The following is a 23,139-nucleotide window of genomic DNA, read 5'->3' on the forward strand; positions in this document are numbered from 1 at the left end:
CGGCTCCTTTCACCGTTCGTTTCAGTTGAAGGCCATGTATGGTGCCTTGCCCGCGCGTGCCAGTACTGAAATGCACACCTCACTTGCACCTGCTGCACGACACAATTGCGTGCACACCCCCAATGTGGCCCCCGTGGTCAGCACGTCATCCACCAACAACACAGGCCGTCCAACGATTCGGTGACGCCTGCGCGGGTTCACCTTGATGGCGTCCGCGACAATGGATTGTCGGTGCTCCAGGGTCTTTCCGTCCAGCTTAGGGGTGTATTGCGTTCGGATCAGAAGATCCGGACACCAGTCGCACCCGGACACATCCGACAGCGCACGCGCCAGAAGCGCGGATTGATTGTATCGGCGTTTGGCCAGACGCAGCCAATGCAAGGGCACCGGGGCAATCAGCGGCCGGTCTTCCATCATGCCTCTGCTCACGTGATGCATCCAGCGTGCCGCAGGTTTCGCAATCTCCTGTCGGTCACCGTATTTGAGGGCAAGCACCAGCTTGCGACCGACATCGCCATATCTCAACGCCGCGCGACCATGCGCCCAAGGGTGAGGCCGCCGCATGCAATCATCGCAGTGCGCGGCCTCGTTCCTATCCTGACCGGGCAAGGGCACGCTGCACATATCGCAGCATGTTCCGCCCACAAAGGGCGTCTGTGACCAACATGTGCCGCACAGGCCAAATTCACTGTCGACGGTATCGCCGCAACTGAGGCAGCGGGGCGGATAAATCGCAGCCAGTGCGGTTTGTAAAAGCTGCATGCGCCACCTATTCTTGGGCCATGACCCAACCCAATCTGCTGACCGATCCTGATGCCCTGCGCCGCAATCGCGACCGTGCGACGACCGATGGCCTGTTCCTGCAAGACACCGCGCGGGACGAGCTGCAGGATCGCGTTGATTTGGTTAACAAACCGTTTCTCGCTCCGGCCGTTGTCACGGCTTTTCCGCAAATCTGGCCGACATCGTACCCGGTCGTGGCCGATACGGACGTTCTGCAACTTGAACCTGGCGCGCACGATTTGGTGATCCACAGCCTCGGATTGCACTGGGCCAACGACCCGGTTGGGCAGCTGATCCAGTGTCGGCGCGCATTGAAGCCCGACGGGCTGTTGTTGGCGGCGAGCCTTGGCGGACAGACCTTGCATGAACTGCGCAGCAGTCTGGCCGAAGCCGAAATCGCGCTGAACGGTGGCCTGTCGCCGCGCGTGGCACCGATGGCGGACCTGCGCGACCTCGGCGCCCTCTTGCAGCGGGCAGGATTGGCCTTGCCCGTCGCTGATTCAGTGCCTTTGCGGGTCAAATACAGGGATATGTGGCACCTCATGCGGGATCTGCGCGCCATGGGGGAAACCAATGCATTGGCGACCCGCTTGCGCAGACCGACGGCGCGCGCCTTGTTTGAACGGGCCGCCGATATCTATGCCGCGACCTTTGCGGATGGGGACGGTATCATTGCCACCTTTGAGTTGGTGATCCTGACGGGCTGGGCACCGGATGCCAGCCAGCCACAACCCCTGCGACCTGGGTCGGCAACCGCACGGCTGGCCGATGCCCTCGGGGCGGACGAAACGCCGCTGCCAGATTGACCTTGAGACAAATCCCTTTATCTGAGGCGTACCGAAGATTTCATGGATCCGCCCCAGATGCTCGACACCAGTAAAAACGCCACGAAACCCGTGCACGCAGACGCCGATCACCCGGCGATTCCGCCCGCACGTGTCGGCATCCTGCTGGCGAATCTGGGGACACCGGACAACTACGATTACTGGTCCATGCGCCGGTATCTGGGCGAGTTTCTGTCGGACAAGCGCGTCATCGATTACTCGCCCTGGATCTGGCAGCCATTGCTGCAACTGATCATCCTGACAAAACGTCCGTTTTCGTCAGGTGCCGCGTACAAGAGCATCTGGAACCACGACGCGGGCGAAAGCCCTCTGATGACGATTACCAAGGATCAGACGGCCAAGATCAAGGCGGCCATGCACGACCGGTACGGCGATCAGGTGATGGTTGATTTCTGCATGCGCTATGGCAACCCGTCGACCAAATCCAAGGTCCGGGAAATGACCGAAGCCGGGTGCCAGAAGATCCTGTTTTTCCCGCTGTACCCGCATTACGCAGGCGCGACATCCGCCACGGCAAACGACCAGTTTTTCCGCGCTCTGATGGAGGAAAAGTGGCAGCCGACCACCCGTACGGTGGAGCCATACTACGAACATCCGAAATACATTGAGGCGTTGGCGCAATCCATCGAACGCGCCTATGCCAAGATGGACACGCGCCCGGATATCCTTGTGTGCAGCTATCACGGTGTGCCGATCCGGTACCTGATGGAAGGCGACCCGTACCACTGCCAGTGTCAAAAGACGACGCGCCTTTTGAAGGAACGGCTGGGCTGGGCGGACACGGACATCATCACGACATTCCAGTCGAAATTCGGGCCGGAAGAGTGGTTACAGCCCTATACGGTCGAAGAGGTCGCGCGCCTTGCCGAAGCTGGCAAAAAGAACATTGCGGTGTGCGCGCCTGCCTTCTCCGCCGACTGCATCGAAACGCTCGAAGAGATCAACGAAGAGATCCATGAAAGCTTTGAAGAAGCGGGCGGTGAGACGTTCACCTACATCCCGTGTCTGAATGATGACGATGCGCATATCGATGCGCTGAGCACTGTGATTGAGGAAAACCTCAAAGGCTGGCTGGACTAAGCCGACTCCAGGTGCAGACACAAAAAAGGCGGCGCAAACCTGCGCCGCCTTTTCTATTTTCAAGTGTCCGGACCTTAGTCCGCGACGACTGCGGCCACGGCCAGCAGGATCAGCAGGGGCAGAACGATGCCGCCCGACGAGCTGTTTGCTTCTTCAACGATCACAGGTGCTTCGATGACCGGATCGGCAGGTGCGCCGGCGAATGCGGTCGAAGCAGCAGCAGTCAGAGCAGCAGCGAGAACGAGTTTTTTCATGTTATAACCTCCAGTTTTGCACGTCAGTAACTGCACTGACGCACACCCAAGACTTACCTCGTGATTTTCTGTAAACAGCAATCGCGCCCGAATGGAAACCATGTTTGCGGCGCTGCACAGCCAAACCACGGAAATGTCGTCAAATTAGCAACACTTGCGTGCCGACATTGGCCATTTCGTAGAGCTCTTCGATGTGCTCATTGTACAGGCCGATGCAACCATTGGACGATTTCCGCCCGATCTTGCGGGTGTCGTGGGTGCCGTGGATTCGGTAGTAGGTCCAGCTCAGGTGCAGCGACCGCGTACCAAGCGGATTTTCGGGTCCGGGGCCGATATAGTCAGGCCATTCGGGGTTCCGCTTTTTCATGGACGGCGTCGGGCGCCAGTCCGGCTCGGGGTCTTTCAGAGTGATCTGTGTGCGACCGCGCCGCGTCAGATCATCCGTCAACGGAACGCTGGACGGGTACAGTTTGTAGATGGTCTGGTCTTCGTTCCAGTAGTGCACCGCGCGACTGTCGATATCGACGAGGATCGCGCCTTTGCGCAGGTTCTGGAAATAGGGGCGCCAGTCGAGCGTACGGAAGCTCGAGATGTTGCGTCGTACGGACAACGCGGGATCGCGCTCTGCCTGACCTGCGGGCACGTCTTGTGCGACGGCCGGTGCGCTGATCAGCGCGGCACTGCCCGCCAAAAACGCACGGCGGCTTGGGGTAACAAACGATGATTTGGACATTTCATGCCTTCCAAAATGGGGTATTCCTGCCATTGCGCGTAAAATATGGCGCGAATGCCGCACTCGCAAATCAAACACTTGTCATCACGCAACATCACGCCGATGTGCGTTTGAAATGCAACGAGCAGCCCTGTAGCAACACATTAAACAAACTGAGTGGTAAGCACAGATGATGCGTCGCGTATTTATGTTTCTGACCCTGGCTGTGTCCGTCGCGGCCTGTACTCCGACGGGTCCGTCGGCTCCAACCGTCGGCGCGGATGGTCGCCCGTTGCCCAAACTGTACCGCATCCGCAACAATGACACCGCCAAGCTGCAGTTCCGCATGCTTGATTCCGTCAACGCCCTGCGCAGCGCACGTGGCGCCGCACCGGTGTCCTTGAACCCACAACTGAACGCAGCCGCAGCAACGCATTCGCGTGACATGTCCCTGCAAAACCGCCCTTGGCATTTCGGGTCGGACGGGTCATCGCCGATCGACCGTTTGGCGCGCGTTGGATATGCGGGCAGCCTCGTGGGTGAAAACATCTCGGAAACCTACGAAACCGAGTTGGAGACTCTGGCCGCATGGATGGAGCAAACCGACACCCGCCGCACCATCCTGTCGCCGCAAGCCAAGGATATGGGTTTTGCCTGGTTTCAGGAATCCAACGGCAAGATCTGGTGGACCATGGTCATGGGCAATCCCGACAACAGCCCCCTGATCCCAGAGGCCAACCCCTCTGCATCACGACTGGTGCCCGAAGCCGTGGACAACCCCGAAGACATCGCCACCGATGAGGAAGAGCTGGTCATCGTGACCACGACGCCGAATACGTAAGCGTCAGGGATTGATCAGGATCGGCGTTCCGTTGCGCACCATCGCATAGACGTCTTCCATCTCGCGATTTGTCACGGCGATACAGCCCCAGGTCCAATCCTCGCGCTTGCGCTTGAATGGGTTCGATTCGCCGTGAATAAAGATGTCGCCACCTGGCGGCTTGCCAAGCGCTGCCGCCTCGGCCCGGTCGCGTGCATTGGGATAAGAGATACCAAGTGACAGGTGAAAGCGGCTGTTCGGATTGCGCCGGTCGATGGTGTAGTATCCTTCGGGGGTGCGCCCATCCCCTTCAAAGAACTTGTCCCCAATCGGCTCGAACCCGAGATCGATGACATAGTCCTTGAGGACCTTGTTGTTGTGAAACAGGAACATCTCACGCGCCTGCTTGTTCACCACGACATAGGTGACTTCGGGCCCGTTATATGTCCTGAACTTGGTCTGCGGCGCGCAGGCGCCCAAACCGGCTGCTGCGACGCCACCCATCAACAGATGTCTGCGCTTCATCGAAATCCTGTCCCACAATGTCATTTTTGTTGTTGGCAAAGCGCATAGCACTTTCACCCACATTCGGCATAGGATGTTTCGCGCATTCCGTGTTCACCACCTTGTGAACTGTGACCTAACCGTCGCGCGCCTCCAACCTCGCTTCGATCGCCTCCAGCCGCTTGAGCACCTCGTCACGGTAGCTGTCGGTGGCGGCATTCGATTCCTCGGCATGGGCGTCCTGCATCGAATTCACGATCAGGCCAACAAGCAGGTTCACCACCGCAAAGGTCGTGACCATGATGAACGGCACAAAGAACATCCACGCAAATGGGTAAACCTCCATCACCGGACGCACGATGCCCATGGACCACGATTCCAGCGTCATGATCTGGAACAGCGAATAAGCGCTGAGCCCGAGGCTGCCGAACCATTCGGGAAAGCTGGACCCAAAGAGCTTCGTGGCCATCACCGCAGCGATATAAAAAATCAGCGCCATCAGCATGAACACCGACCCCATTCCGGGCAGCGCGGTCACGAACCCTTCGACCACCCGGCGCAAACGGGGCGCGACGGAGATGACCCGCAACACGCGCAAAATCCGCAATGCCCGCAGGACCGACAGACCACCAGCGCTTGGCAGCAGTGCAATCCCGACAATCGCAAAATCAAAGAGGTTCCAACCATTTCGGAAAAACCGTCCGCGATACGCAATCAGCTTGGCCACGATTTCAATCACAAAGATAGACAGGCAGATCTTGTCGATCATGATGATCAACCCACCGGCCGCCGCCATCGCGGTTTGCGACGTCTCGAGGCCGAGAGTGATGGCATTCACGATAATGACGCCGATGATGAAATTTGTGACCTGCGGGCGTTCAAGCCACGTGGCCAGCTTCTCGCGGATGGGCATGGGGTGTCTCCTTCAGCGCGACATATGGGAAAGACGGAACGCCCCCACAAGCTCCACATGGGTGGACCAGCGGAACTGATCCACCGGTTGCACAAAATCCAAGCTATATCCCGCAGTCACGAGCGTTGCCGCATCGCGGGCAAACGTGGCCGGGTTGCACGAAACATGCGCGATCACCGGCGGCCTGGCCTGCGCCAGTTCGGCAATCTGCGCCGCAGCACCGGCGCGCGGCGGGTCGATCACCACCGCGTCGGTTTTGGTCAGCTCGTCCGGCATCAACGGACGACGGAACAGATCGCGCGTCTCGGACGTGATGCGCTTGAGATTGGGTGCCTCGCGCCAGCCTCGGTCCAGCGCGGCAATCATCGCCGCGTCCCCTTCGACTGCATGCACTTCGGCCTTTGCGGCCAACGGCAATGCAAATGTCCCGCACCCGGCAAAGAGGTCCGTAACACGCGCGGCATCGCCCACGATGCTCTTTACAACGTCGGTCAGAACGTCCTGCCCGTGACGTGTCGCCTGCAGAAACGCACCGGGTGGCGGCACCACCTGTGCGGTGCCCATCTGTTGCACCGGGGGGTGCACCATCGCGACCACCTCGTCGTCCCAGGTCAGGCGCGCCAACCCATGTTGCTGTGCCACCTCGGCCAGGGTTACGCGCAAAGGGCCATCAAGCGGTTTGCCACCGGTCACAAACACATCAAGGCCCGCCGCACTGTCCGTCACCGTCACAGAAAGCGCGCCTTTGCGGCTCGCACCCAGAACCGCTAAAGCCTCGGCTGCGGGCAGACCACCTTTCAAAGACGGATGAACAAGAGTGCAGTTGGGCACGGGGATGATCGCATCGGACCGCCGGGCATGAAATCCGACCATCGCACCCTTTTTGGTTCTGCGCGCGGAAAACGTCGCACGGATGCGGGAGCGGTCGGGCGATGTCAGCGTATCGCGTACATCGGTTGTCACACCCTGCGCCCGCAAAGCATCGACAACGAGACCCCGTTTCCAGCCCGCGACCAGATCATCACTGGCGTGTTGCAGCTGGCACCCGCCGCAACTGCGGAAATGCGAACAGGATGGCGACACCCGATCCGGCGTCGGCGTGACAATGCGCACATCGTCCAGCATGTCGCCGTTGCGTGTGCCGCTGACCACCTCACCGGGCAAGGCGAGGGGGACAAATACGGGACCTGACGCGATGCCGTCACCACGCTGGCCCAGCCGTTCAATTGTGTATTCTGTCATGGCGCTGTCTTATTCCGCAGCGGCGGTGCTGATAAAGCCCCCGGATTGCCGCTGCCAATACCGGGCATACAGCCCACCCTTGGACAGCAGAACGTCGTGCGGGCCCTGCTCGACAATACGGCCTTCGTCCATGACGACGATCCGGTCCATTTCCGTCAACGTCGACAGACGGTGCGCGATGGCCAGAACGGTCTTGCCCTCCATCACCCGGCTCAACGCGTCCTGAATTGACGCCTCAACCTCTGAATCAAGTGCGCTGGTTGCCTCGTCCAGAACGAGGATCGGCGCGTCCTTCAGAATGGCGCGCGCCAATGCGATACGCTGCCGCTGGCCACCGGACAGTTTTACCCCACGCTCGCCAAGATGCGCATCATACCCGGCACGCCCCTTGTGATCTTCAAGCTGCAGGATGAAGTCATGCGCTTCGGCCTTTTGCGCTGCGGCGATCATATCGTCTTCGGACGCATCGGGCCGACCGTACAGGATGTTGTCCCGCGCCGATCTGTTGAACATCGCCGTCTCCTGCGTGACCATGCCAATGGCGTGGCGCAGGCTGTCTTGGGTGACGGTGCGCGTGTCTTGCCCATCAATCCGGATGGTGCCGCCTTCGCTGTCGTAGAGGCGCAGTAACAATGCCACGAGCGTGGATTTCCCGGCACCCGACGCACCGACAATCCCGACCTTTTCGCCCGCCGCAATATCCAGCGACAGCGCATCGATCCCGCCGCTATCCCGGCCATACCGGAACTGCACCGCGTCAAAGGTGATACCACCCCGCGGTACAGCAAGCGGTTGCGCCTCCGGCCCATCATCGACCCGGTTGCGCGGTGTGAGGGTGCGGATGCCGTCCTCAATCTCGCCAATATTCGAATAGATCGCCATGAGCGTGAAACTGACCCAGCCGGTCATCTGGCTAATCCGTACGGCCACAGCACCCGCCGCAACGATATCGCCCGGTGTCGCCTGACCCGCCTGCCACATCACGATGGTCCCGCCCAGCAGCAGAACAGGCAAGAGCCCCGCGAGGCTCATCAATGCGAACCGAAACCCGGCCGACAGGTATCCAAAGCGGACAGCGGTTTCGCGAAATTTCTGCATCGCGCCAAGGGCGGCCTGATCCTCGTGATCGTCGTGGGCAAAGAGCTTGACCGTCTTGATGTTGGTGATCGTATCCACAACCTGACCGGACACCATCGCGCGCGCACCAGCCCGCGCAGCAGACCGTTTGCGCACGCGCGGCAGATACCAGCGGATCAGCGCGAAATAGAGACACAGCCAAACGCCGAACCCAATCGCGACACGCCAATCGATGGCAAACAGCAAGATGATCGACCCCGCCAGCGACGCGAGCGCAAAGGCCACGACGTTGATGAATTCCGACACCACGTCCGTGACCGCCCGCGCCGCCTGCATCTGTTTCTGCGCAATCCGTCCCGCAAAATCGTCATCAAAGAAACCGACCGATTGCCCCAGCGTCCAGCGATGCAGGCGCGACAGGACAAGCGGATTCACGTTGGGCTGCACAATGATCGAATTCGTGGCGGAACTCAGACCAAAAAGGACGGGTCGCGCGATCAGGAAAAAGGCGAGTGCGCCGGCAATGAGACCGACATTGGACACGGCAAAGAAACCGTCTGGTCCCAGCTGCACCGTGGCATCGATCACGCGCCCGAGGATCAGCGCCGTGCCCGCCTCAAGGACACCGGCCAGAGCAGAGCAAATGGCCGCCAACCACAGCGCAGGCCACGCACCCGACAGACACCAGCGCAGGAAGGGCCACAGCGTTTCCGGCGGCGGCCCCTCGGCACGGTCAAAGGAACGGATCCAGTTTTCGATCTTCACTCGGCAGCCTCGGTCGCAATGAACCCGCCGGATTGGCGCGCCCAGAACTCCGAATATAGGCCTCCTTCGGCCAAAAGCGCGTCGTGGCTCCCATCCTCGACGATTTTTCCGCCATCAAGCACAAGTATGCGGTCCATTTGCGCGATCGTGGACAGGCGGTGTGCAATCGCGATCACCGTCTTGCCTTCCATCATCTGATAAAGCGTGTCCTGAATGGCGGCTTCGACCTCGCTATCAAGTGCTGATGTAGCCTCATCCAAAAGCAGGATGGGCGCATTCTTGAGGATCACCCGCGCGAGTGTGATCCGCTGGCGCTGCCCGCCGGACAGCTTCACACCACGCTCGCCGACTTGCGCGTCATACCCACAGCGCCCTTCCGGATCCTCGAGATCCAGAATGAAGTCATGCGCTTGTGCCTGGCGCGCCGCGGCGATCATCTCTTCCTCTGTGGCATCGGGCCGTCCGTACAGGATGTTGTCACGCACCGACCGATGCAGCAGCGAACTGTCCTGCTGCACCATCCCGATGTTCAGCCGCAGTGAATCCTGGGTCACGTCATTGATGTCCTGCCCGTCGATGAGAATACGGCCGCTTTCACTGTCGTAAAAGCGCAGGAGCAGCTTGACCAACGTGGTCTTGCCCGCGCCGGACCGACCAACAAGACCGACCTTTTCCCCCGCTTTCAACGTTGTCGACACCGCCTCAAGACCGCCACTGTCGCGCCCGTAATGGTGCGTGACCTTCTCAAGCACGATCTCACCACGGTCGATTCTCAGCGGTTTGGCATCGGGCTTGTCGACCAGCGTCACGGGCTGCGCGATTGTCTCCATCCCTTCGGCAATCACCCCGAGATTCTGGACCAACGATGTCATGGCCCACATGATCCAATAGGTCATGTTGTTGAGCCGCAGCGCGATGGTCAGCGCCGCCGCCACCATCCCTTCGGTGGTGAACCCGCCGATCCAGAGCCAGATCGCAAGCCCGCCCATCGACACGATCATCGCCGCGTTGAGCACGGTCAGCATCAGGTCCATCTTGGTCACGATCCGCATCTCGGTCATGAACGTCTGACGCGCGTGTTCGATGGAGTCGCGGGCATAATCGATCTCACGATCATGATGCGCGAACATCTTGACCGAATGAATGTTGGTATAGCTGTCCACCACCCGACCCGTGATCGCACTGCGCGCATCCGAACTGGCCTTGGCCGCAGGACCGGCGCGCTTGATCACCCAACGCATCAGCGCCAGATAGCCCGTGATCCAGAACAGCAGCGGCAATGCCAACCAGATGTCAAAGGTCATCAGCAAGATCACCGCACCAACAAGAGAGGTGACAAAGAATGACCCGGCATCCAGCACCTGAAACATCGCCTCACCGGCGGCGGGCGGCGTCTGCATGATCCGGTTGGCAATGCGCCCGGCAAAGTCATTCTCGAACCATCCCACCGACTGGCGCAGCACATGCCGATGTGACCGCCAGCGGATCAACGTACCCAGGTTCGGCATCAACGTGTTATGGAGCAGCGCGACATCCACAAAGGCCACCGCTGTGCGCAACACAAGCACCCAAAGGGCGACCAGCAGAAACTCGAGCCCATATTGCGGAATGATCTGATCCGGCGTGCCCTGCGCCAGTAGGTCGACGATGCGCGCCACGTACCAGATCAACAGAATCTCGCTGAACGCGACAATTGTGCTGATGACAAACGTGACCGCGATGACAGCACGAAACGGTCTGAGATATTCGCGCAAGAAGGGCCACAACCGATTGGGCGGCACATCTTGTTCCGAATACGGAGCATACGGATCGACAAGCGATTCAAAGAACTTGAACATGGGAGAAACCTGTAGGCGGGTATTTTAACATGGCAATGACGCGCGCCGTCAGGCGCGTGCGTCACAACGGACGGCGTGCGACAATATCAGGTGTCGTTCCAGATCCCGCGAACCATGAGTCCCTCCTTTGGGTTGTCGGTGTCATACAACAGGACGCCCCGCTTGTCACCTGCCCAAAAGCTGATCCTTGCCAAGCGTCAGGTCCGAGGCAAGCCAGTCCTGCTTTAGCGCCTTGAGCCGCTTGCCCAATGCAGCACCCTCAAGCTCTGGCAAATCCGACGCCGCGACAGGGAACCGCTCTGACGTTCCGGACGCGATATCGGCCTGCCACCCCTCCGGCAATGGCGTCTCGAACAGGGCCGCGCGCAGGATCGCCGCACCTTGTGCGGCCTCTAGCCCCGCCAGGTGGCCAAGCGCCCGAAAACCACGGCTCGTCCCTGCCAACGTGCGGGTGGCCTCTAACTGTTTGCCTTGCTTGCGCGATAGACGCAGCCGGTCGGCCACATTCTCCCCTCCCACGGCAGCAAGTCGCGTGATCGGATCCACCGCGCCGTCTTCCATATGCACGACAGGCCCCAGCATGCGCGCCTCCGCCCCCGGCAGCAAAACGCCGAGCACGCCGACCTGCGCCATCACCGATACCGCGGGCGTCGGGTCCGGTGCACTGAGCAGTTTGAGCATCTCTGCCCCCACACGCTCTGCCGAAAGGCTCTGCAATCCATCGAGTGTGTCCGCAATTGCCGCCAATGCGTCCGCATCCCAGCCCTGCGCCGGATCGGCATACCACGCGCTGAACCGGAAAAACCGGAGCGTGCGCAGATAGTCTTCGCGGATACGCTGGACCGGATCATCGATGAACAGAACCCGCCGCGCCTGCGCGTCCCGCAGGCCACCTACCGGATCCTGCACCACGCCGCGACGATCAGCATATAGCGCGTTCATGGTGAAGTCCCGCCGCCGCGCGTCATCCTCCACCCGGCTGGAAAAGGCGACGACGGCGCGGCGTCCGTCGGTCTCTACATCACGGCGAAAGGTTGTGATTTCGAACGGGGTGCCATCGACAATCAGGGTGACCGTGCCGTGGTCAATGCCTGTTGGAACGGCCCGCACGCCCGCCGCTTCTGCAATGCGCATAACGTCTGTTGGTTGCGCATCCGTGGCAATGTCCACGTCGGACGCAGCCACGCCCATAATCGCATTGCGCACACACCCGCCCACAAACAATGCCTGATGTCCCGCATCCTCGAGCAGACCGCAGACAAACTGCCCCTTTGGATCGGCGAGAAAGCCGATATCCGGGTCTAGCTGGAAGGAAGGCTGTCGGTCCATGCCCGCAGTATACGCGCGGTCGCGCCCCAGATGTAATAGGGCCCGAATGGCACCGCATAGTAGGACCGCCGCACGCCCCGCCAGCGCCGCGATTCCACAACGAAATTTTCCGCCGCAAGGACATGCGACAGAGGGACAAGGAACACTTCGTCCACCTCACCTGCCTCGGGCCGGATGTCGAATGGGGCTGTCACATGAGCAATCACTGGCGTGACCGTAAAACCCGTCACCGTTTCATGCGGTGGAAAGGTGCCGAGAATGTCCACCTGATCCGACGGTAACCCGATCTCCTCCCGCGCCTCGCGCAGCGCCGCCGCCTCCAGGGTGGGATCACCAGCATCCTGCTTGCCGCCGGGAAAGGCAATCTGACCGGGATGGTGTTTCAACGCGGATGACCGCTTGGTCAGGATCAGGGAAAGCCCCCGCTCGGTCTCGATGATCGGCGCGAGAACTGCCGCAGGGCGCAGCTTGCGCCTCTCCGGCAGAACCACATCGGGGTTCAGGTCATAATCAGACGATGCCAGACCCGGCTGCAACAAGGCGCGCCGGGTCCGGTCGATGAGATCAGGCATTGCCTTCAGCCTCGAACCCGACGGTGACGGGATCAAGATCGTAATGCGCGCCACAGAACTGACAATCTGCCGTGACGCGACCATCATCGGTGGTCATCTTTTCGATGTCCCGCGCCGAATAGATCGACAGGCTCTGCCGCACTCGATCTTCGGAACAGGTGCAGCCGAACCGGACCGGCTGCGTATCATAGACACGCGGCTCTTCCTCGTGGAACAGACGCAGCAACAAATCAGCAGGCTGCAATTGCGGCCCCATCAACTCCATCGCCTCAGCTGTATCCAAAAGGATGTTTGCGCGATTCCAGTTCTCTTCATCATCACCCTGGACGAGGTCCGCGGCCTGCAGGACGTCGCCCGACCCTTCGCCTTGCGCCACGAAAGGTGACGCCTTGGGCAAATGTTGCAACATGATGCCACCGCCGCGCCAATGTTCCGCAATACCGGGTTCAGTCGATTGCCCAAAGCTCAGCTTGAACCGGGTCGGCAACTGCTCCGATTGCGCGAAATACGCCTCTGCACAGGCGGCCAGGGACCCACCGGCCAGCGGCGTGATCCCCTGATACGGGGTCATACCCTGCCCCTGATCGATCATGATGGCAAAATACCCGTCACCCACCTGCTCGAACGGAGCCGCATCCGTGAGGCGGTCTGCGTCAAAGCTGGCGTAGGCCCGAATGCGCGCCTCGCCGCCCTCTTCTTCGGGGCCGTAGTAATCGGTTGCAATCATGCGCACCGGCCCTTTGGATTGTACCTGCAACTGCAGCTTCCACCGCAGTTTGACCGTTTGACCGATCAAAGCCGTCAGCAATGCCATTTCAGCAACCAACGCCTCGACCTGAGGCGGATAGTCGTGCTGTTTGAGGATACCGCTCAATACACCATCAAGCCGCGCGAGGCGGCCGCGAATGTCGGATGCATCAAGCTGAAAGGGCAGGACGGTGTCGTCCGTGCCAAGGTGCGAGCCAGTGGTCATTGGGGTTTCCTTACACGCCTGAGGTTGGCATATCGCGTCTATATAAGGGCCACGGCGGAAACTGAAAGGGCAGAGAGATGATCCTAAGGATCGGGGCCGCACCGCAAAAAGGACGGCGCTATACGCTCCGCCCCGGCGCATATGCCATCCTTCCTCTGTCTGGGGCTGTTCTTTTGACCCGGCAGATGGGCCATGAGCCGGACATTCAGCTGCCGGGAGGTGGCATTGATCCCGGGGAACACCCATTTCACGCACTGCACCGGGAGGTGATGGAAGAGATCGGCTGGCGGATCGCCGCGCCACGGCGTCTGGGCGCGTTTCGACGGTTTGTTTTCATGCCGGAATATGACCTCTGGGCCGAAAAGCTCTGCACCGTCTACGTGGCGCGTCCCGTCCGCCCGATTGCAAAACCCACTGAGCCGGATCATGAAACGCTCTGGCTTCCCTTTGCCGAGGCCATAGCGAAATTGGGCAACGACGGGGATCGGATGTTCTTGCGCAGTTATGTTGCGTCTGGTGCGCCCTGAAATTCAAAGAGGATGCCGGATACATCGTCCGGGAACGCACGATCGCCAGCAAACTCACCCAGTTTCCACAAAAGCGCCTCGAACAGAGCGGGTCCGCGCGCGTCGCTCAGCGTTTTCAGCATGTCTTCGAGGCCGTCTTCCTCCAGCATCACGCCCTCTTCTGACGGGCATTCGATAACCCCATCCGACAGCAGCAGGATCCGATCACCGGGCGCCAGTGTCGCCTCAAACTCGGTGAACGAGATGCCGGACATGAGACCAACGGGAAAACCGCCGGGCCCCGTCTGTTCAATGGTGCCGCCAGCGCGTTGAATGACCGGATGCGGGTGGCCTGCCTGTGACATGCGGACGGCACCGGTGCGCAGGTTCACATCCGCAAGTAACAGTGTGAAGTAATGCTCCGTCTCCATCTCATCCAGAACGAGGTCATTGAGGGTTTCGATCACATCGGCAGGCGGAAGGAACACATACGTGCCGTCCTCGTCCTTGCCCAACGCGACGTTCTGATCCGGAGCGGACGCAGACAGGTAACCGGCGAGCCGCGCCGTCATCAACGCAGAACTGATCCCGTGTCCTGAAACGTCGATGGAGTAGAGCCCAAGGTGATCGGGGCCCGCCGGGAAAAATCCGACAAGGTCTCCGCCGACATGGCCACTTGACCGCAGCATGAGAGACACGTCGCCCGTCTCAAAGGATTTGTGCCGCACGGGGATCAGGGATTGCTGAAGCTTCTTTGCCTCAATCAGATCGCTATCGAGCGAATCATACAACCGCTGCAACTCATTCAACGTCTCTGAAATGAGGCGGTTCTTTTCGGTCAGCTCTCGCTGCATCTCCACGATTCGCTCACCGGCAGTGATCCGCGCGCGCAACTCGTTGGCATCGACCGGCTTGGACAGAAAATCATCCGCCCCCGCCTGCAACCCCATCGCCACTTCGTCCTTTTCACTCTTGGAGGTCAGGAGGATGAAATAGCCGTACCGGTCGCCAGGCAAATTGCGGAATGCATCGCAGAATTCGAGGCCGTTCATCCCCGGCATCATCCAATCACTGAGCACCAGATCAGGCTGGAGATCGGCACACATGGCAAGCGCCTCTTCGCCCGATTCAGCCTCGAACACCTCAAAGCCCCACCGTTTGACGGAGCTGGACAGGATTTTGCGCTGGAGCCTGCTGTCATCGACGATCAACACACGGCGCAGAGAGGACGCAGGGTCCTCCGGTTGCTTCTGCGCTTCGGAATATTCGTGTGCCATCATTTCAGTGCTGTCCGCCTTGATTGCCAAAGAGGTAGCCGCCCGCAACTTAACGTCGCCTGAATCCCCGAAACCGTTTCGTTAAACTTGTACCGGTCACGAATGATTAAGACCTTCATGATGTTGTCGGGCGTGAAAGGAGTCGCGGCATGATCGACTGGCAACGTGTTTCGGACCTGCGCGAGGAAATCGGCGCCGAGGATTTCGGTGAGATTGTCCCGCTTTTTCTGGATGAGGTCGCAGGCGTCACAGATAGTTTGCGTGCCGGTCCCGACCTGTCCCGGCTCGGCGAAGACTTGCACTTTCTCAAGGGCAGCGCGCTCAACCTCGGCTTCGTCGCCTTTTCCGCATTATGCGACGCGGGCGAAAAGGCCGCGGCCGCCGGTCAGTCAGATGCGGTGAATGTCACCGAAATCCTCGATTGTTTCGACGCGTCCAAAGCTGCGTTTGAAACTGGGTTGGCGCAAGGACAGGCAGCTTAGATCAGATCACAAACTGTGCCAGTGTCTCGTTGGCCGTGATGTCTGTGTAGGTAAACCCAGCCTCATCCAACGCGGACAACAAACGGTCAAAATTCTCGGGTCGGGTCGTCTCGAGGCCGATCAGAACGGACCCGAAATTGCGGGCCGATTTCTTTAGGTATTCGAACCGTGCGATGTCGTCCTCCGGCCCAAGAATGCTCAGGAAATCCTTCAGCGCCCCAGGTCGTTGCGGCATCCGCAGGATAAAGTACTTTTTCACGCCAGAATAACGCTGCGCCCGCTCTTTGACCTCGGGCAAACGTTCGAAATCGAAATTCCCGCCCGACGCGATGGCGACCACCTGCTTGCCACGAATTTCATCTTCCAGTTCCGACAATGCCTCGATGGCCAGTGCGCCCGCGGGCTCCAGAACCACGCCTTCGACATTCAACATCTCGATGATGGTTGCGCATATCCGATCTTCGTCCAGTGCAAGCACATGATTGGGATCGACCTCTGACAGATGGGCAAAGGTGCGCTGCCCAATCCTGGCGACCGCAGCACCATCCACAAAGCTGTCGATCGGCGACACATCACACGGTGCACCCGCGCGCAACGCCATGGCGAGGGACGGCGCGCCTGTGGGTTCCACGAAACGCATGGACACATCCGGCCCAAAAAGGCTGCGCAATCCGGACGACAAGCCACCACCACCCACGGGAACCACGACCATGTCTGGCGCAGCGCCCAATTGCTGTATGATTTCCACGCCAACGGACGCCTGGCCTTCGATCACATCATCATCATCAAACGGCGACAGAAAGTGCGCGCCCTCATCAGCGCAATATGCCTGCGCCGCAGCCAGCGTGTCGTCAAAGTAATCCCCGACAAGCTGCACCTCGACATGCGAACCGCCAAACATCCGCGTCTTCATGATCTTTTGTTGCGGCGTCGTGACGGGCATGAAAATCACGCCATGCACCCCGAAATGCTTGCACATGAAGGCAACGCCTTGTGCGTGATTGCCCGCACTCGCGCATACATAAACCGACGCTTGCGCCTTGCGCATCGCATTGAACGCCCCGCGCAGTTTGTAGGACCGGACCGGGCTGAGATCTTCGCGCTTGAGCCAGACATCTGCGCCATAGCGCTCTGACAGCAAACTGTTGCGCAGCAAAGGCGTTGGCGGGAACACGGCACGCATCGCGGCTTCTGCGGCCTGCGCCCGTTTGACAAAATCCATGAGATCCCTCGCCACCAATGATCCCCGTGACCTAGCGCCCGCGCTGGCACCGGTCAATCTTGCCCCCATGGCCCAAAAACGGTATCGGCCCTCAAACTTCGGACAAGGAACCCAATGATGAGCGCGCCCAAGAAAGTTGTGCTGGCCTATTCCGGTGGCCTCGACACCTCGATCATCCTCAAATGGCTGCAGACGGAATATGGCTGTGAGGTCGTGACCTTCACCGCCGATCTGGGCCAGGGCGAAGAGCTGGAGCCAGCGCGTGCCAAGGCTGAGATGATGGGCGCCTCCGCCATCTATATCGAAGACGTGCGCGAAGAGTTCGTGCGGGATTTCGTGTTTCCAATGTTCCGCGCCAACGCGCTCTATGAAGGGCTGTACCTGCTGGGCACGTCCATCGCGCGTCCGCTGATTTCCAAACGTTTGGTCGAGATCGCCGCCGCCGAAGGGGCGGATGCCGTCGCCCATGGTGCCACCGGCAAGGGCAACGACCAGGTGCGGTTCGAATTGGCCGCCTATGCGCTCAACCCCGACATCAAGGTGATTGCACCCTGGCGCGAATGGGACCTGTCGAGCCGCACGAAACTGATCGACTTTGCCGAAAAGAACCAGATCCCGATCGCCAAGGACAAGCGCGGCGAAGCCCCGTTTTCCGTGGATGCGAACCTGCTGCACACCTCGTCCGAGGGTAAGGTGCTTGAGGATCCCGCCGTGGACGCGCCCGACTATGTCTATCAGCGTACCGTATCCCCGGAGGATGCACCCGACACGCCCGAATATATCGAGGTCGGGTTTGAAAAGGGCGACGCCGTGTCGATCAACGGCGACGCCATGTCGCCCGCCACGATCCTGACCAAGCTGAACGAACTGGGCGGCAAGCACGGCATTGGCCGACTTGACCTTGTTGAGGGTCGGTTTGTGGGCATGAAATCCCGCGGCATCTACGAAACGCCCGGCGGCACCGTCCTGCTCGAGGCGCACCGGGGCATCGAACAGATCACGCTCGACCGGGGTGCCGCGCACCTCAAGGACGAGCTGATGCCGCGCTATGCCGAGCTGATCTATAACGGCTTCTGGTTCTCGCCCGAACGCGAGATGCTGCAGGCGATGATCGACAAGAGCCAGGAACACGTGACCGGCACAGTGCGCCTGAAACTCTACAAGGGACTTGCGCGCACGGTGGGCCGCTGGTCCGATCACTCGCTCTATTCCGAGGCGCATGTAACGTTTGAGGACGACGCAGGTGCGTATGATCAGAAGGACGCCGCCGGGTTCATTCAGCTGAACGCGCTGCGCCTGAAACTGCTGGCGGCACGGGATCGTCGGCTCAAGTGAGCTTGTACGCGGCCATCGCCTCGTAATAAGGCATGGCCGCGTCGATCAGTGGGTCAGTGATGTCCGGCAGCGGTCCTTCCGGCCCTGCGAACCCTGTGGAGGCGTGCACCGAACCGTACCAATGCGCGGCCCACACGCCATCCAACGCGTGACCGCCCGCGGGCCAATGCAGCATGTTTGCCGTCCACGGGATATCCAAGACAGCACACAGGCGCTGTAACATTCCCGCCGGATCGCGGCGGATATCTGCCGCATCAATCAAAACCGGAGTATCGACCCGCTCCATGATCCGCGCCTGCTGAACAAAGCCGAGATCGTCCAAAACCGGTGCTTCGCGCTTGGCACGGTAACTGGCGACCACCCGCGCCGGGTGGCGGATCAGGAATACGTTCTGCACCTGTGTCATCCAGTCGAGGGACCAGTGATCCAACATGTGATGCGTCATGTGTTTTTGATAGAAAATCGGCTCTGATACAGGCGAAATCAGCGTTTTTGCCACTGCCGCCGGGTCCTTCGGTTGAGAGGCGAGAACCGCATCCCGCATCGGATGATCCAACCCGGTCTCAGACAGGTAAGCCGCATAAAATGGCTCATCAACGACGCGTGTATCCCCACGCGCAGCAAAGCTGTACATCATGGCCGTCGACAGATTGCGCGGCCCGGACCACATGGCGATACGTTTTGTCATCCGACCAACGCTAGCGGGCGTATGTCAGGAAAGAAACGAAAATTCACGTCGCCGCGACCTCTCCCCCTCGTGAGTTGAGCGGACGTCGGAATTCATTCAGTTTCAGACTCAACAGGAGGACATCCAATGACCCAGACACGTACATTGAAAACCGTTCTGCTTGGCCTGACCATTGCGCTTGGCCTTGTCGCGCAGTCCAAAACTGCCCACGCCGACGCAACCGAAACGCTGACAGTAGCGGGCGGATGTTTCTGGTGTGTCGAAGCCGATTTCGAGAAGGTGAGAGGCGTGAAGGAAGTCGTGTCAGGCTTTACCGGCGGTGACGTGGAAGATCCGACCTACAAACAGGTTGTGCGCGGGGGCACGGGTCACGTTGAGGCGGTGCAAATCACCTTTGTACCGGCGCAAGTGTCAGCGGATACGCTGCTCGCGATGTTCTTCCGCTCAATCGACCCGACGGACGCAGGCGGACAGTTCTGTGACCGGGGCCAAACCTATACCACCGCGATCTTTGCAGGGCCTGGCCAAACAGCCGCCGCCGAAAAGGCAAAGGCCGACGCACAAGCCGCGTTGGGACAGCCCATTGTGACGCCAATCCGCACAGCAGGCGCATTTTACCCTGCGGACAGCTACCACCAGGATTACTACAAACAGGACAAAGTGATCCTTACCCGCTTTGGGCCCAAATCCAAAGCCAAGGCATACAAGGCCTATCGCGATGCATGCGGTCGTGACGCGCGGGTCAAAGAGCTTTGGGGGTCGGCAGCGCCCTTCGCGGGAAGCTAACCCAAGCGCGCATCCTCGATGTCCTTGAGATCGGGGATAACATCTGCGGTGCCATGGCGTGTCACCATCAATGCGCCGGCTTGTGTGGCGAGGGTCATGGCCTGCGCCATTGGCATCCCGCGATCCAGTGCTGCAACCAGATATCCGGTGAATGTGTCCCCTGCGCCCGTCGTATCCACTGGCGTAACCGGCAGTGCAGGCACATGGTGCTCGGCACCGCTGGCGACGTCGATCCAGCGGCTGCCATCGCCACCCATGGTCACAACCACGTGGCCGATACCCAACTCTGCCAATCCTTTGCCCAACGCGTCCTGCAACTGCTGCGCCTCAACGGCGTTCAGGATCAGAAAATCCGCGTATTCAGCAATATCAGAGACTGTTTTCGCCTCAAACGGAGCCGCGGCATAGACAATCCGCAGGTCGAGATTCCGGGCCATGCGCGCCGCCTCGATTTGCCCGTTTGTTTCGTTTTGCATCAGCAGCGTATCGCCCGGTCCGGCCTCAGACAGTGCCGCACCAATCATCGCATCTGTCAGTTCGACATTGGTGCCCGGAAACAGGACAATCTGATTTTCGCCATCATCGGCAACGGCGATATTCGCATGTCCGGTTTGCGCATCGAGGCGGCTAATATGACACGTATCGACGCCGTATTCCATCAACCGGTCCACACACCACGCGCCGTCATGGCCCACCGCACCAATGTGGATGGATCGCGCCGCGGCGCGGGCAACCGCAACAGACATGTTCGCCCCTTTGCCACCCAAACCACGGGAAAAGGCGCCGGCCGCCAAAGTCTCACCCGGTCCGGGGATGTGCGGCACACGGTAAAAGTTGTCGATGTTGATCGACCCGAGGTTGAAGACGCTCATTCCCCGACCTTGCACGCCGCCAGAACGGCCATGTTCAGAATGTCGTTGGCCGTGGACACCGTCGAACAGATCTGGATCGACGATCCAACCCCGGTCAGGATCGGGCCGATCACCGTTGCGCCTGCCATTTCCTGCATCAACTTGACCGAGATGCTAGCCGAGTGCCGCGCGGGCACGATGAGAATGTTTGCAGGCCCGGTCAGGCGCGAAAACGGATAGGCGGCCTGGGCCTTGGCATTCAGCGCCACATCAACTGTCATTTCACCTTCGTATTCGAAATCCACACCACGAGCGTCCAGGACCCGCGGCGCTTCGTGCATCTTTTCCGCGCGTTCGGACACCGGGTAGCCAAAGGTGGAAAAGCTCACGAATGCCACGCGCGGCTCCAGCCCGAGATTGCGCGCGACATGCGCACCTTGCTCCGCAATATCCGCAAGGTCTTCTTCACTGGGCCACTCGTGCACCAGCGTATCACCGATCAGGACAATCCGGCCTTTGTGCAGGACTGCAGTCAAGCCCGCAGCCTTGGAATTCTCGTGCGCGTCAAACACGTGGTTAATGCGGTCCAGAGCGTGGGCAGACTTGCGCGTCGCACCCGTGACCAGCCCATCGCCATGTCCATGCGCCAACATAAGCGCAGCAAACACGTGACGATCGCGCGCGGCGAGGCGGTGAATGTCCTGATGATCAAACCCGCGCCGCTGCAAACGCTGATACAAGTGGTCGCGATACGCGTCGAGATGCGTGGTGTTGGCCGCGTTCACCACCTCCAGCTCACGTGCCGCATCGCCAAGGCCGGCTTCGTCCAGCTTGGCCTTTACGTCGTCTTGGCGGCCCACCACCAGCGCCTTGCCAAAGCCCGAGCGTTGATACATCACCGCTGCGCGCAGTACGCGGGGGTCATCCCCTTCGGCGAAGATCATACGGGCCTGCGCCGCCCGGGCACGGGCGTTGATCCCTGTCAGAATGCTCGCCGTTGGATCCATCCGCGACTTCAGGCTCAACTCATAGGCGTCCATGTCGATGATGGGCCGACGCGCAGCGCCTGTGTCCATCCCGGCCTTGGCCACAGCAGGCGGAATACGGTGAATCAAGCGTGGGTCAAACGGTGTCGGGATGATGTAGTCACGCCCAAAGGTCAGCGACTTGCCATAGGCCATCGCCACCTCGTCCGGCACATCCTCGCGCGCCAACGCGGCCAGCGCATGGGCGCAGGCAATCTTCATCTCGTCATTGATCGCGCGCGCGTTGATGTCGAGCGCCCCGCGGAACAGGTAGGGAAACCCGAGGACGTTGTTCACCTGGTTCGGGTAATCACTGCGCCCGGTGGCTACGATGGCGTCCATGCGAACCTCATGTGCCTCTTCGGGCGTGATCTCGGGATCGGGGTTCGCCATGGCAAAGATCACCGGATTGTCCGCCATGCTTTCCACCATCGCAGGGGTCACCGCCCCTTTGACGCTCACGCCCAGGAACACGTCCGCCCCCACCATCGCATCTTCAAGACTGCGCAGGTCGGTTGTCACCGCATGGGCCGACTTCCACTGGTTCATACCTTCGGTGCGGCCCTGATAAATCACGCCCTTCGTGTCACACACGATGCAGTTTTCATGCCGCGCGCCCATGCGTTTCAAAAGCTCAATACAAGCAATCCCCGCCGCCCCCGCGCCGTTCAGCACAATTTTGACGTCTTCGATCTTCTTGCCAGAGATATGCAGCGCGTTGATCAGACCCGCCGCGCAGATCACCGCCGTCCCGTGTTGGTCATCGTGAAAGACGGGAATGTCCATTTCCTCTTTCAGACGCTGTTCGATGATAAAGCATTCCGGCGCCTTGATGTCCTCAAGGTTGATCCCGCCAAAGGTCGGACCCATCAGCTTGACCGCATTGCAGAACGCATCCGGATCTTCGGTGTCGAGCTCAATGTCGATGGAGTTCACGTCAGCAAAGCGTTTGAACAGAACCGCCTTGCCCTCCATCACCGGTTTCGAGCCCAACGCGCCAAGGTTCCCAAGGCCCAGAACCGCCGTCCCGTTGGAGATCACGGCCACAAGGTTGCCCTTGTTGGTGTAGTCATAGGCCGTCTCGGGGTTTTCCGCGATCGCTTCACAGGGCACGGCAACACCGGGGGAATAAGCAAGGCTCAGGTCCCGCTGCGTGGTCATCGGCACGGTGGCCTGAATCTCGAACTTGCCGGGTGTGGGTTCCATATGGAACGCCAGCGCGTCCTCTGCCGTGACCTTGGTCTTGCTCATCTGTATCTC

The 23,139-nt window shown here is 60.1% G+C and carries 23 protein-coding genes and 1 pseudogene; 7 read left to right on the forward strand and 17 right to left on the reverse strand.

Translation table 11 applies throughout. The features are described from left to right. Nucleotides 1–21 precede the first annotated feature (21 nt). Entirely contained in the window at nucleotides 22–525 is a 504-nt protein-coding gene (locus tag ACERHN_RS09535) for a ComF family protein (protein ID WP_415922717.1), read from the reverse strand. 96 nt (nucleotides 526–621) lie between these two features. Further along, nucleotides 622–762, reverse strand: a pseudogene (locus tag ACERHN_RS09540) (double zinc ribbon domain-containing protein); the annotation flags it as partial. 20 nt (nucleotides 763–782) lie between these two features. On the opposite strand from ACERHN_RS09540, the gene ACERHN_RS09545 reads away from it, so the two are divergent. Both ACERHN_RS09545 and hemH read left to right on the forward strand, forming a co-directional pair. Next, complete coding sequence (locus tag ACERHN_RS09545) at nucleotides 783–1,589, forward strand: methyltransferase domain-containing protein (protein ID WP_415922401.1); 807 nt, start codon at nucleotides 783–785, stop codon at nucleotides 1,587–1,589. 57 nt (nucleotides 1,590–1,646) lie between these two features. Next, nucleotides 1,647–2,708 (forward strand): ferrochelatase, encoded by a 1,062-nt coding sequence (gene hemH / locus ACERHN_RS09550; RefSeq protein ID WP_415922718.1) that lies wholly within the window; start codon nucleotides 1,647–1,649, stop codon nucleotides 2,706–2,708. 74 nt (nucleotides 2,709–2,782) lie between these two features. On the opposite strand, the gene ACERHN_RS09555 is transcribed toward hemH, so the two are convergent. Next, the gene (locus ACERHN_RS09555) at nucleotides 2,783–2,962 is read right to left on the reverse strand and encodes a hypothetical protein (protein ID WP_415922402.1); all 180 of its coding nucleotides are present in this window, start codon (nucleotides 2,960–2,962) and stop codon (nucleotides 2,783–2,785) included. 139 nt (nucleotides 2,963–3,101) lie between these two features. After that, nucleotides 3,102–3,695, reverse strand: coding sequence for a L,D-transpeptidase (locus ACERHN_RS09560; protein WP_415922403.1), 594 nt, complete (start codon nucleotides 3,693–3,695; stop codon nucleotides 3,102–3,104). A gap of 187 nt (nucleotides 3,696–3,882) precedes the next feature. Here ACERHN_RS09560 and ACERHN_RS09565 point away from each other — a divergent pair, with 187 nt between their 5' ends. Next, nucleotides 3,883–4,515 carry a CAP domain-containing protein gene (locus ACERHN_RS09565; protein ID WP_415922404.1) on the forward strand — a complete coding sequence of 211 codons (633 nt, stop codon included), beginning with the start codon at nucleotides 3,883–3,885 and terminating at the stop codon, nucleotides 4,513–4,515. A gap of 3 nt (nucleotides 4,516–4,518) precedes the next feature. Here the strand turns inward: ACERHN_RS09565 and ACERHN_RS09570 are convergent, their stop codons facing one another. The 8 genes from ACERHN_RS09570 to ACERHN_RS09605 form a co-directional block, all read right to left on the reverse strand. Continuing rightward, nucleotides 4,519–5,019 carry a L,D-transpeptidase family protein gene (locus ACERHN_RS09570; protein ID WP_415922405.1) on the reverse strand — a complete coding sequence of 167 codons (501 nt, stop codon included), beginning with the start codon at nucleotides 5,017–5,019 and terminating at the stop codon, nucleotides 4,519–4,521. A gap of 115 nt (nucleotides 5,020–5,134) precedes the next feature. Next, nucleotides 5,135–5,911, reverse strand: coding sequence for an ion transporter (locus ACERHN_RS09575; RefSeq protein ID WP_415922406.1), 777 nt, complete (start codon nucleotides 5,909–5,911; stop codon nucleotides 5,135–5,137). Between the two features lie 12 nt (nucleotides 5,912–5,923). Further along, entirely contained in the window at nucleotides 5,924–7,153 is a 1,230-nt protein-coding gene (locus ACERHN_RS09580) for a class I SAM-dependent RNA methyltransferase (RefSeq protein WP_415922407.1), read from the reverse strand. A gap of 9 nt (nucleotides 7,154–7,162) precedes the next feature. Beyond that, nucleotides 7,163–8,995, reverse strand: coding sequence for an ABC transporter ATP-binding protein (locus tag ACERHN_RS09585; protein WP_415922408.1), 1,833 nt, complete (start codon nucleotides 8,993–8,995; stop codon nucleotides 7,163–7,165). Next, nucleotides 8,992–10,833 carry an ABC transporter ATP-binding protein gene (locus ACERHN_RS09590; RefSeq protein ID WP_415922409.1) on the reverse strand — a complete coding sequence of 614 codons (1,842 nt, stop codon included), beginning with the start codon at nucleotides 10,831–10,833 and terminating at the stop codon, nucleotides 8,992–8,994. The genes ACERHN_RS09585 and ACERHN_RS09590 overlap by 4 nt, the downstream gene beginning before the upstream one ends. A gap of 165 nt (nucleotides 10,834–10,998) precedes the next feature. After that, a complete protein-coding gene (locus ACERHN_RS09595) occupies nucleotides 10,999–12,162 on the reverse strand; it encodes a CCA tRNA nucleotidyltransferase (protein ID WP_415922410.1) in 1,164 nt (387 codons plus the stop codon). Next, nucleotides 12,135–12,734: a CoA pyrophosphatase gene (locus tag ACERHN_RS09600; protein WP_415922411.1), complete on the reverse strand. Its 600-nt coding sequence runs from the start codon at nucleotides 12,732–12,734 to the stop codon at nucleotides 12,135–12,137. The genes ACERHN_RS09595 and ACERHN_RS09600 overlap by 28 nt, the downstream gene beginning before the upstream one ends. Beyond that, nucleotides 12,727–13,707, reverse strand: a complete 981-nt coding sequence (locus tag ACERHN_RS09605; protein ID WP_415922412.1) for an Hsp33 family molecular chaperone HslO — start codon at nucleotides 13,705–13,707, stop codon at nucleotides 12,727–12,729. Before ACERHN_RS09605 ends, ACERHN_RS09600 begins: the two co-directional genes overlap by 8 nt. A gap of 77 nt (nucleotides 13,708–13,784) precedes the next feature. On the opposite strand from ACERHN_RS09605, the gene ACERHN_RS09610 reads away from it, so the two are divergent. Continuing rightward, nucleotides 13,785–14,234, forward strand: a complete 450-nt coding sequence (locus ACERHN_RS09610; RefSeq protein WP_415922413.1) for an NUDIX hydrolase — start codon at nucleotides 13,785–13,787, stop codon at nucleotides 14,232–14,234. Here ACERHN_RS09610 and ACERHN_RS09615 read toward each other — a convergent pair. After that, the gene (locus tag ACERHN_RS09615) at nucleotides 14,210–15,490 is read right to left on the reverse strand and encodes a PP2C family protein-serine/threonine phosphatase (protein ID WP_415922719.1); all 1,281 of its coding nucleotides are present in this window, start codon (nucleotides 15,488–15,490) and stop codon (nucleotides 14,210–14,212) included. The two genes, ACERHN_RS09610 and ACERHN_RS09615, sit on opposite strands and share 25 nt — an antisense overlap. Before the next feature lie 149 nt (nucleotides 15,491–15,639). On the opposite strand from ACERHN_RS09615, the gene ACERHN_RS09620 reads away from it, so the two are divergent. Next, nucleotides 15,640–15,972 carry an Hpt domain-containing protein gene (locus tag ACERHN_RS09620; protein WP_415922414.1) on the forward strand — a complete coding sequence of 111 codons (333 nt, stop codon included), beginning with the start codon at nucleotides 15,640–15,642 and terminating at the stop codon, nucleotides 15,970–15,972. 1 nt (nucleotide 15,973) lies between these two features. Here the strand turns inward: ACERHN_RS09620 and ilvA are convergent, their stop codons facing one another. Next, on the reverse strand, nucleotides 15,974–17,194 hold the full coding sequence (ilvA, locus tag ACERHN_RS09625) for a threonine ammonia-lyase IlvA (RefSeq protein WP_415922415.1): 1,221 nt from the start codon (nucleotides 17,192–17,194) through the stop codon (nucleotides 15,974–15,976). Between the two features lie 117 nt (nucleotides 17,195–17,311). On the opposite strand from ilvA, the gene ACERHN_RS09630 reads away from it, so the two are divergent. Next, nucleotides 17,312–18,529, forward strand: coding sequence for an argininosuccinate synthase (locus tag ACERHN_RS09630; RefSeq protein ID WP_415922416.1), 1,218 nt, complete (start codon nucleotides 17,312–17,314; stop codon nucleotides 18,527–18,529). Here ACERHN_RS09630 and ACERHN_RS09635 read toward each other — a convergent pair. Beyond that, nucleotides 18,522–19,217 (reverse strand): HAD family hydrolase, encoded by a 696-nt coding sequence (locus tag ACERHN_RS09635; RefSeq protein ID WP_415922417.1) that lies wholly within the window; start codon nucleotides 19,215–19,217, stop codon nucleotides 18,522–18,524. The genes ACERHN_RS09630 and ACERHN_RS09635 overlap by 8 nt on opposite strands. Nucleotides 19,218–19,343: 126 nt before the next feature. Between ACERHN_RS09635 and msrA the strand changes: the two genes are divergently transcribed. Then, the gene (gene msrA / locus ACERHN_RS09640; RefSeq protein WP_415922418.1) at nucleotides 19,344–20,003 is read left to right on the forward strand and encodes a peptide-methionine (S)-S-oxide reductase MsrA; all 660 of its coding nucleotides are present in this window, start codon (nucleotides 19,344–19,346) and stop codon (nucleotides 20,001–20,003) included. On the opposite strand, the gene ACERHN_RS09645 is transcribed toward msrA, so the two are convergent. After that, nucleotides 20,000–20,875: a ribokinase gene (locus ACERHN_RS09645; protein WP_415922419.1), complete on the reverse strand. Its 876-nt coding sequence runs from the start codon at nucleotides 20,873–20,875 to the stop codon at nucleotides 20,000–20,002. The two genes, msrA and ACERHN_RS09645, sit on opposite strands and share 4 nt — an antisense overlap. Then, a complete protein-coding gene (locus tag ACERHN_RS09650; protein WP_415922420.1) occupies nucleotides 20,872–23,130 on the reverse strand; it encodes an NADP-dependent malic enzyme in 2,259 nt (752 codons plus the stop codon). The genes ACERHN_RS09645 and ACERHN_RS09650 overlap by 4 nt, the downstream gene beginning before the upstream one ends. Between the last annotated feature and the right edge of the window lie 9 nt (nucleotides 23,131–23,139).

It is taken from the genome of Tateyamaria rhodophyticola (genome assembly GCF_047777875.1).
GTDB lineage: Bacteria > Pseudomonadota > Alphaproteobacteria > Rhodobacterales > Rhodobacteraceae > Tateyamaria.

Bases quoted from the DNA above. Each gene is read 5' to 3' on its own strand.
- ACERHN_RS09590 (WP_415922409.1), bottom strand. From the start codon at position 10,833: ATGTTCAAGTTCTTTGAATCGCTTGTCGATCCGTATGCTCCGTATTCG.
- ACERHN_RS09560 (WP_415922403.1), bottom strand. From the start codon at position 3,695: ATGTCCAAATCATCGTTTGTTACCCCAAGCCGCCGTGCGTTTTTGGCG.
- ilvA (WP_415922415.1), bottom strand. From the start codon at position 17,194: ATGGATTTTGTCAAACGGGCGCAGGCCGCAGAAGCCGCGATGCGTGCC.
- msrA (WP_415922418.1), top strand. From the start codon at position 19,344: ATGACCCAGACACGTACATTGAAAACCGTTCTGCTTGGCCTGACCATT.
- ACERHN_RS09580 (WP_415922407.1), bottom strand. From the start codon at position 7,153: ATGACAGAATACACAATTGAACGGCTGGGCCAGCGTGGTGACGGCATC.
- ACERHN_RS09610 (WP_415922413.1), top strand. From the start codon at position 13,785: ATGATCCTAAGGATCGGGGCCGCACCGCAAAAAGGACGGCGCTATACG.
- ACERHN_RS09565 (WP_415922404.1), top strand. From the start codon at position 3,883: ATGTTTCTGACCCTGGCTGTGTCCGTCGCGGCCTGTACTCCGACGGGT.
- ACERHN_RS09575 (WP_415922406.1), bottom strand. From the start codon at position 5,911: ATGCCCATCCGCGAGAAGCTGGCCACGTGGCTTGAACGCCCGCAGGTC.
- ACERHN_RS09615 (WP_415922719.1), bottom strand. From the start codon at position 15,490: ATGGCACACGAATATTCCGAAGCGCAGAAGCAACCGGAGGACCCTGCG.
- ACERHN_RS09555 (WP_415922402.1), bottom strand. From the start codon at position 2,962: ATGAAAAAACTCGTTCTCGCTGCTGCTCTGACTGCTGCTGCTTCGACC.
- ACERHN_RS09605 (WP_415922412.1), bottom strand. From the start codon at position 13,707: ATGACCACTGGCTCGCACCTTGGCACGGACGACACCGTCCTGCCCTTT.
- hemH (WP_415922718.1), top strand. From the start codon at position 1,647: ATGCTCGACACCAGTAAAAACGCCACGAAACCCGTGCACGCAGACGCC.
- ACERHN_RS09620 (WP_415922414.1), top strand. From the start codon at position 15,640: ATGATCGACTGGCAACGTGTTTCGGACCTGCGCGAGGAAATCGGCGCC.
- ACERHN_RS09595 (WP_415922410.1), bottom strand. From the start codon at position 12,162: ATGGACCGACAGCCTTCCTTCCAGCTAGACCCGGATATCGGCTTTCTC.
- ACERHN_RS09545 (WP_415922401.1), top strand. From the start codon at position 783: ATGACCCAACCCAATCTGCTGACCGATCCTGATGCCCTGCGCCGCAAT.
- ACERHN_RS09600 (WP_415922411.1), bottom strand. From the start codon at position 12,734: ATGCCTGATCTCATCGACCGGACCCGGCGCGCCTTGTTGCAGCCGGGT.
- ACERHN_RS09650 (WP_415922420.1), bottom strand. From the start codon at position 23,130: ATGAGCAAGACCAAGGTCACGGCAGAGGACGCGCTGGCGTTCCATATG.
- ACERHN_RS09630 (WP_415922416.1), top strand. From the start codon at position 17,312: ATGAGCGCGCCCAAGAAAGTTGTGCTGGCCTATTCCGGTGGCCTCGAC.
- ACERHN_RS09570 (WP_415922405.1), bottom strand. From the start codon at position 5,019: ATGAAGCGCAGACATCTGTTGATGGGTGGCGTCGCAGCAGCCGGTTTG.
- ACERHN_RS09645 (WP_415922419.1), bottom strand. From the start codon at position 20,875: ATGAGCGTCTTCAACCTCGGGTCGATCAACATCGACAACTTTTACCGT.
- ACERHN_RS09635 (WP_415922417.1), bottom strand. From the start codon at position 19,217: ATGACAAAACGTATCGCCATGTGGTCCGGGCCGCGCAATCTGTCGACG.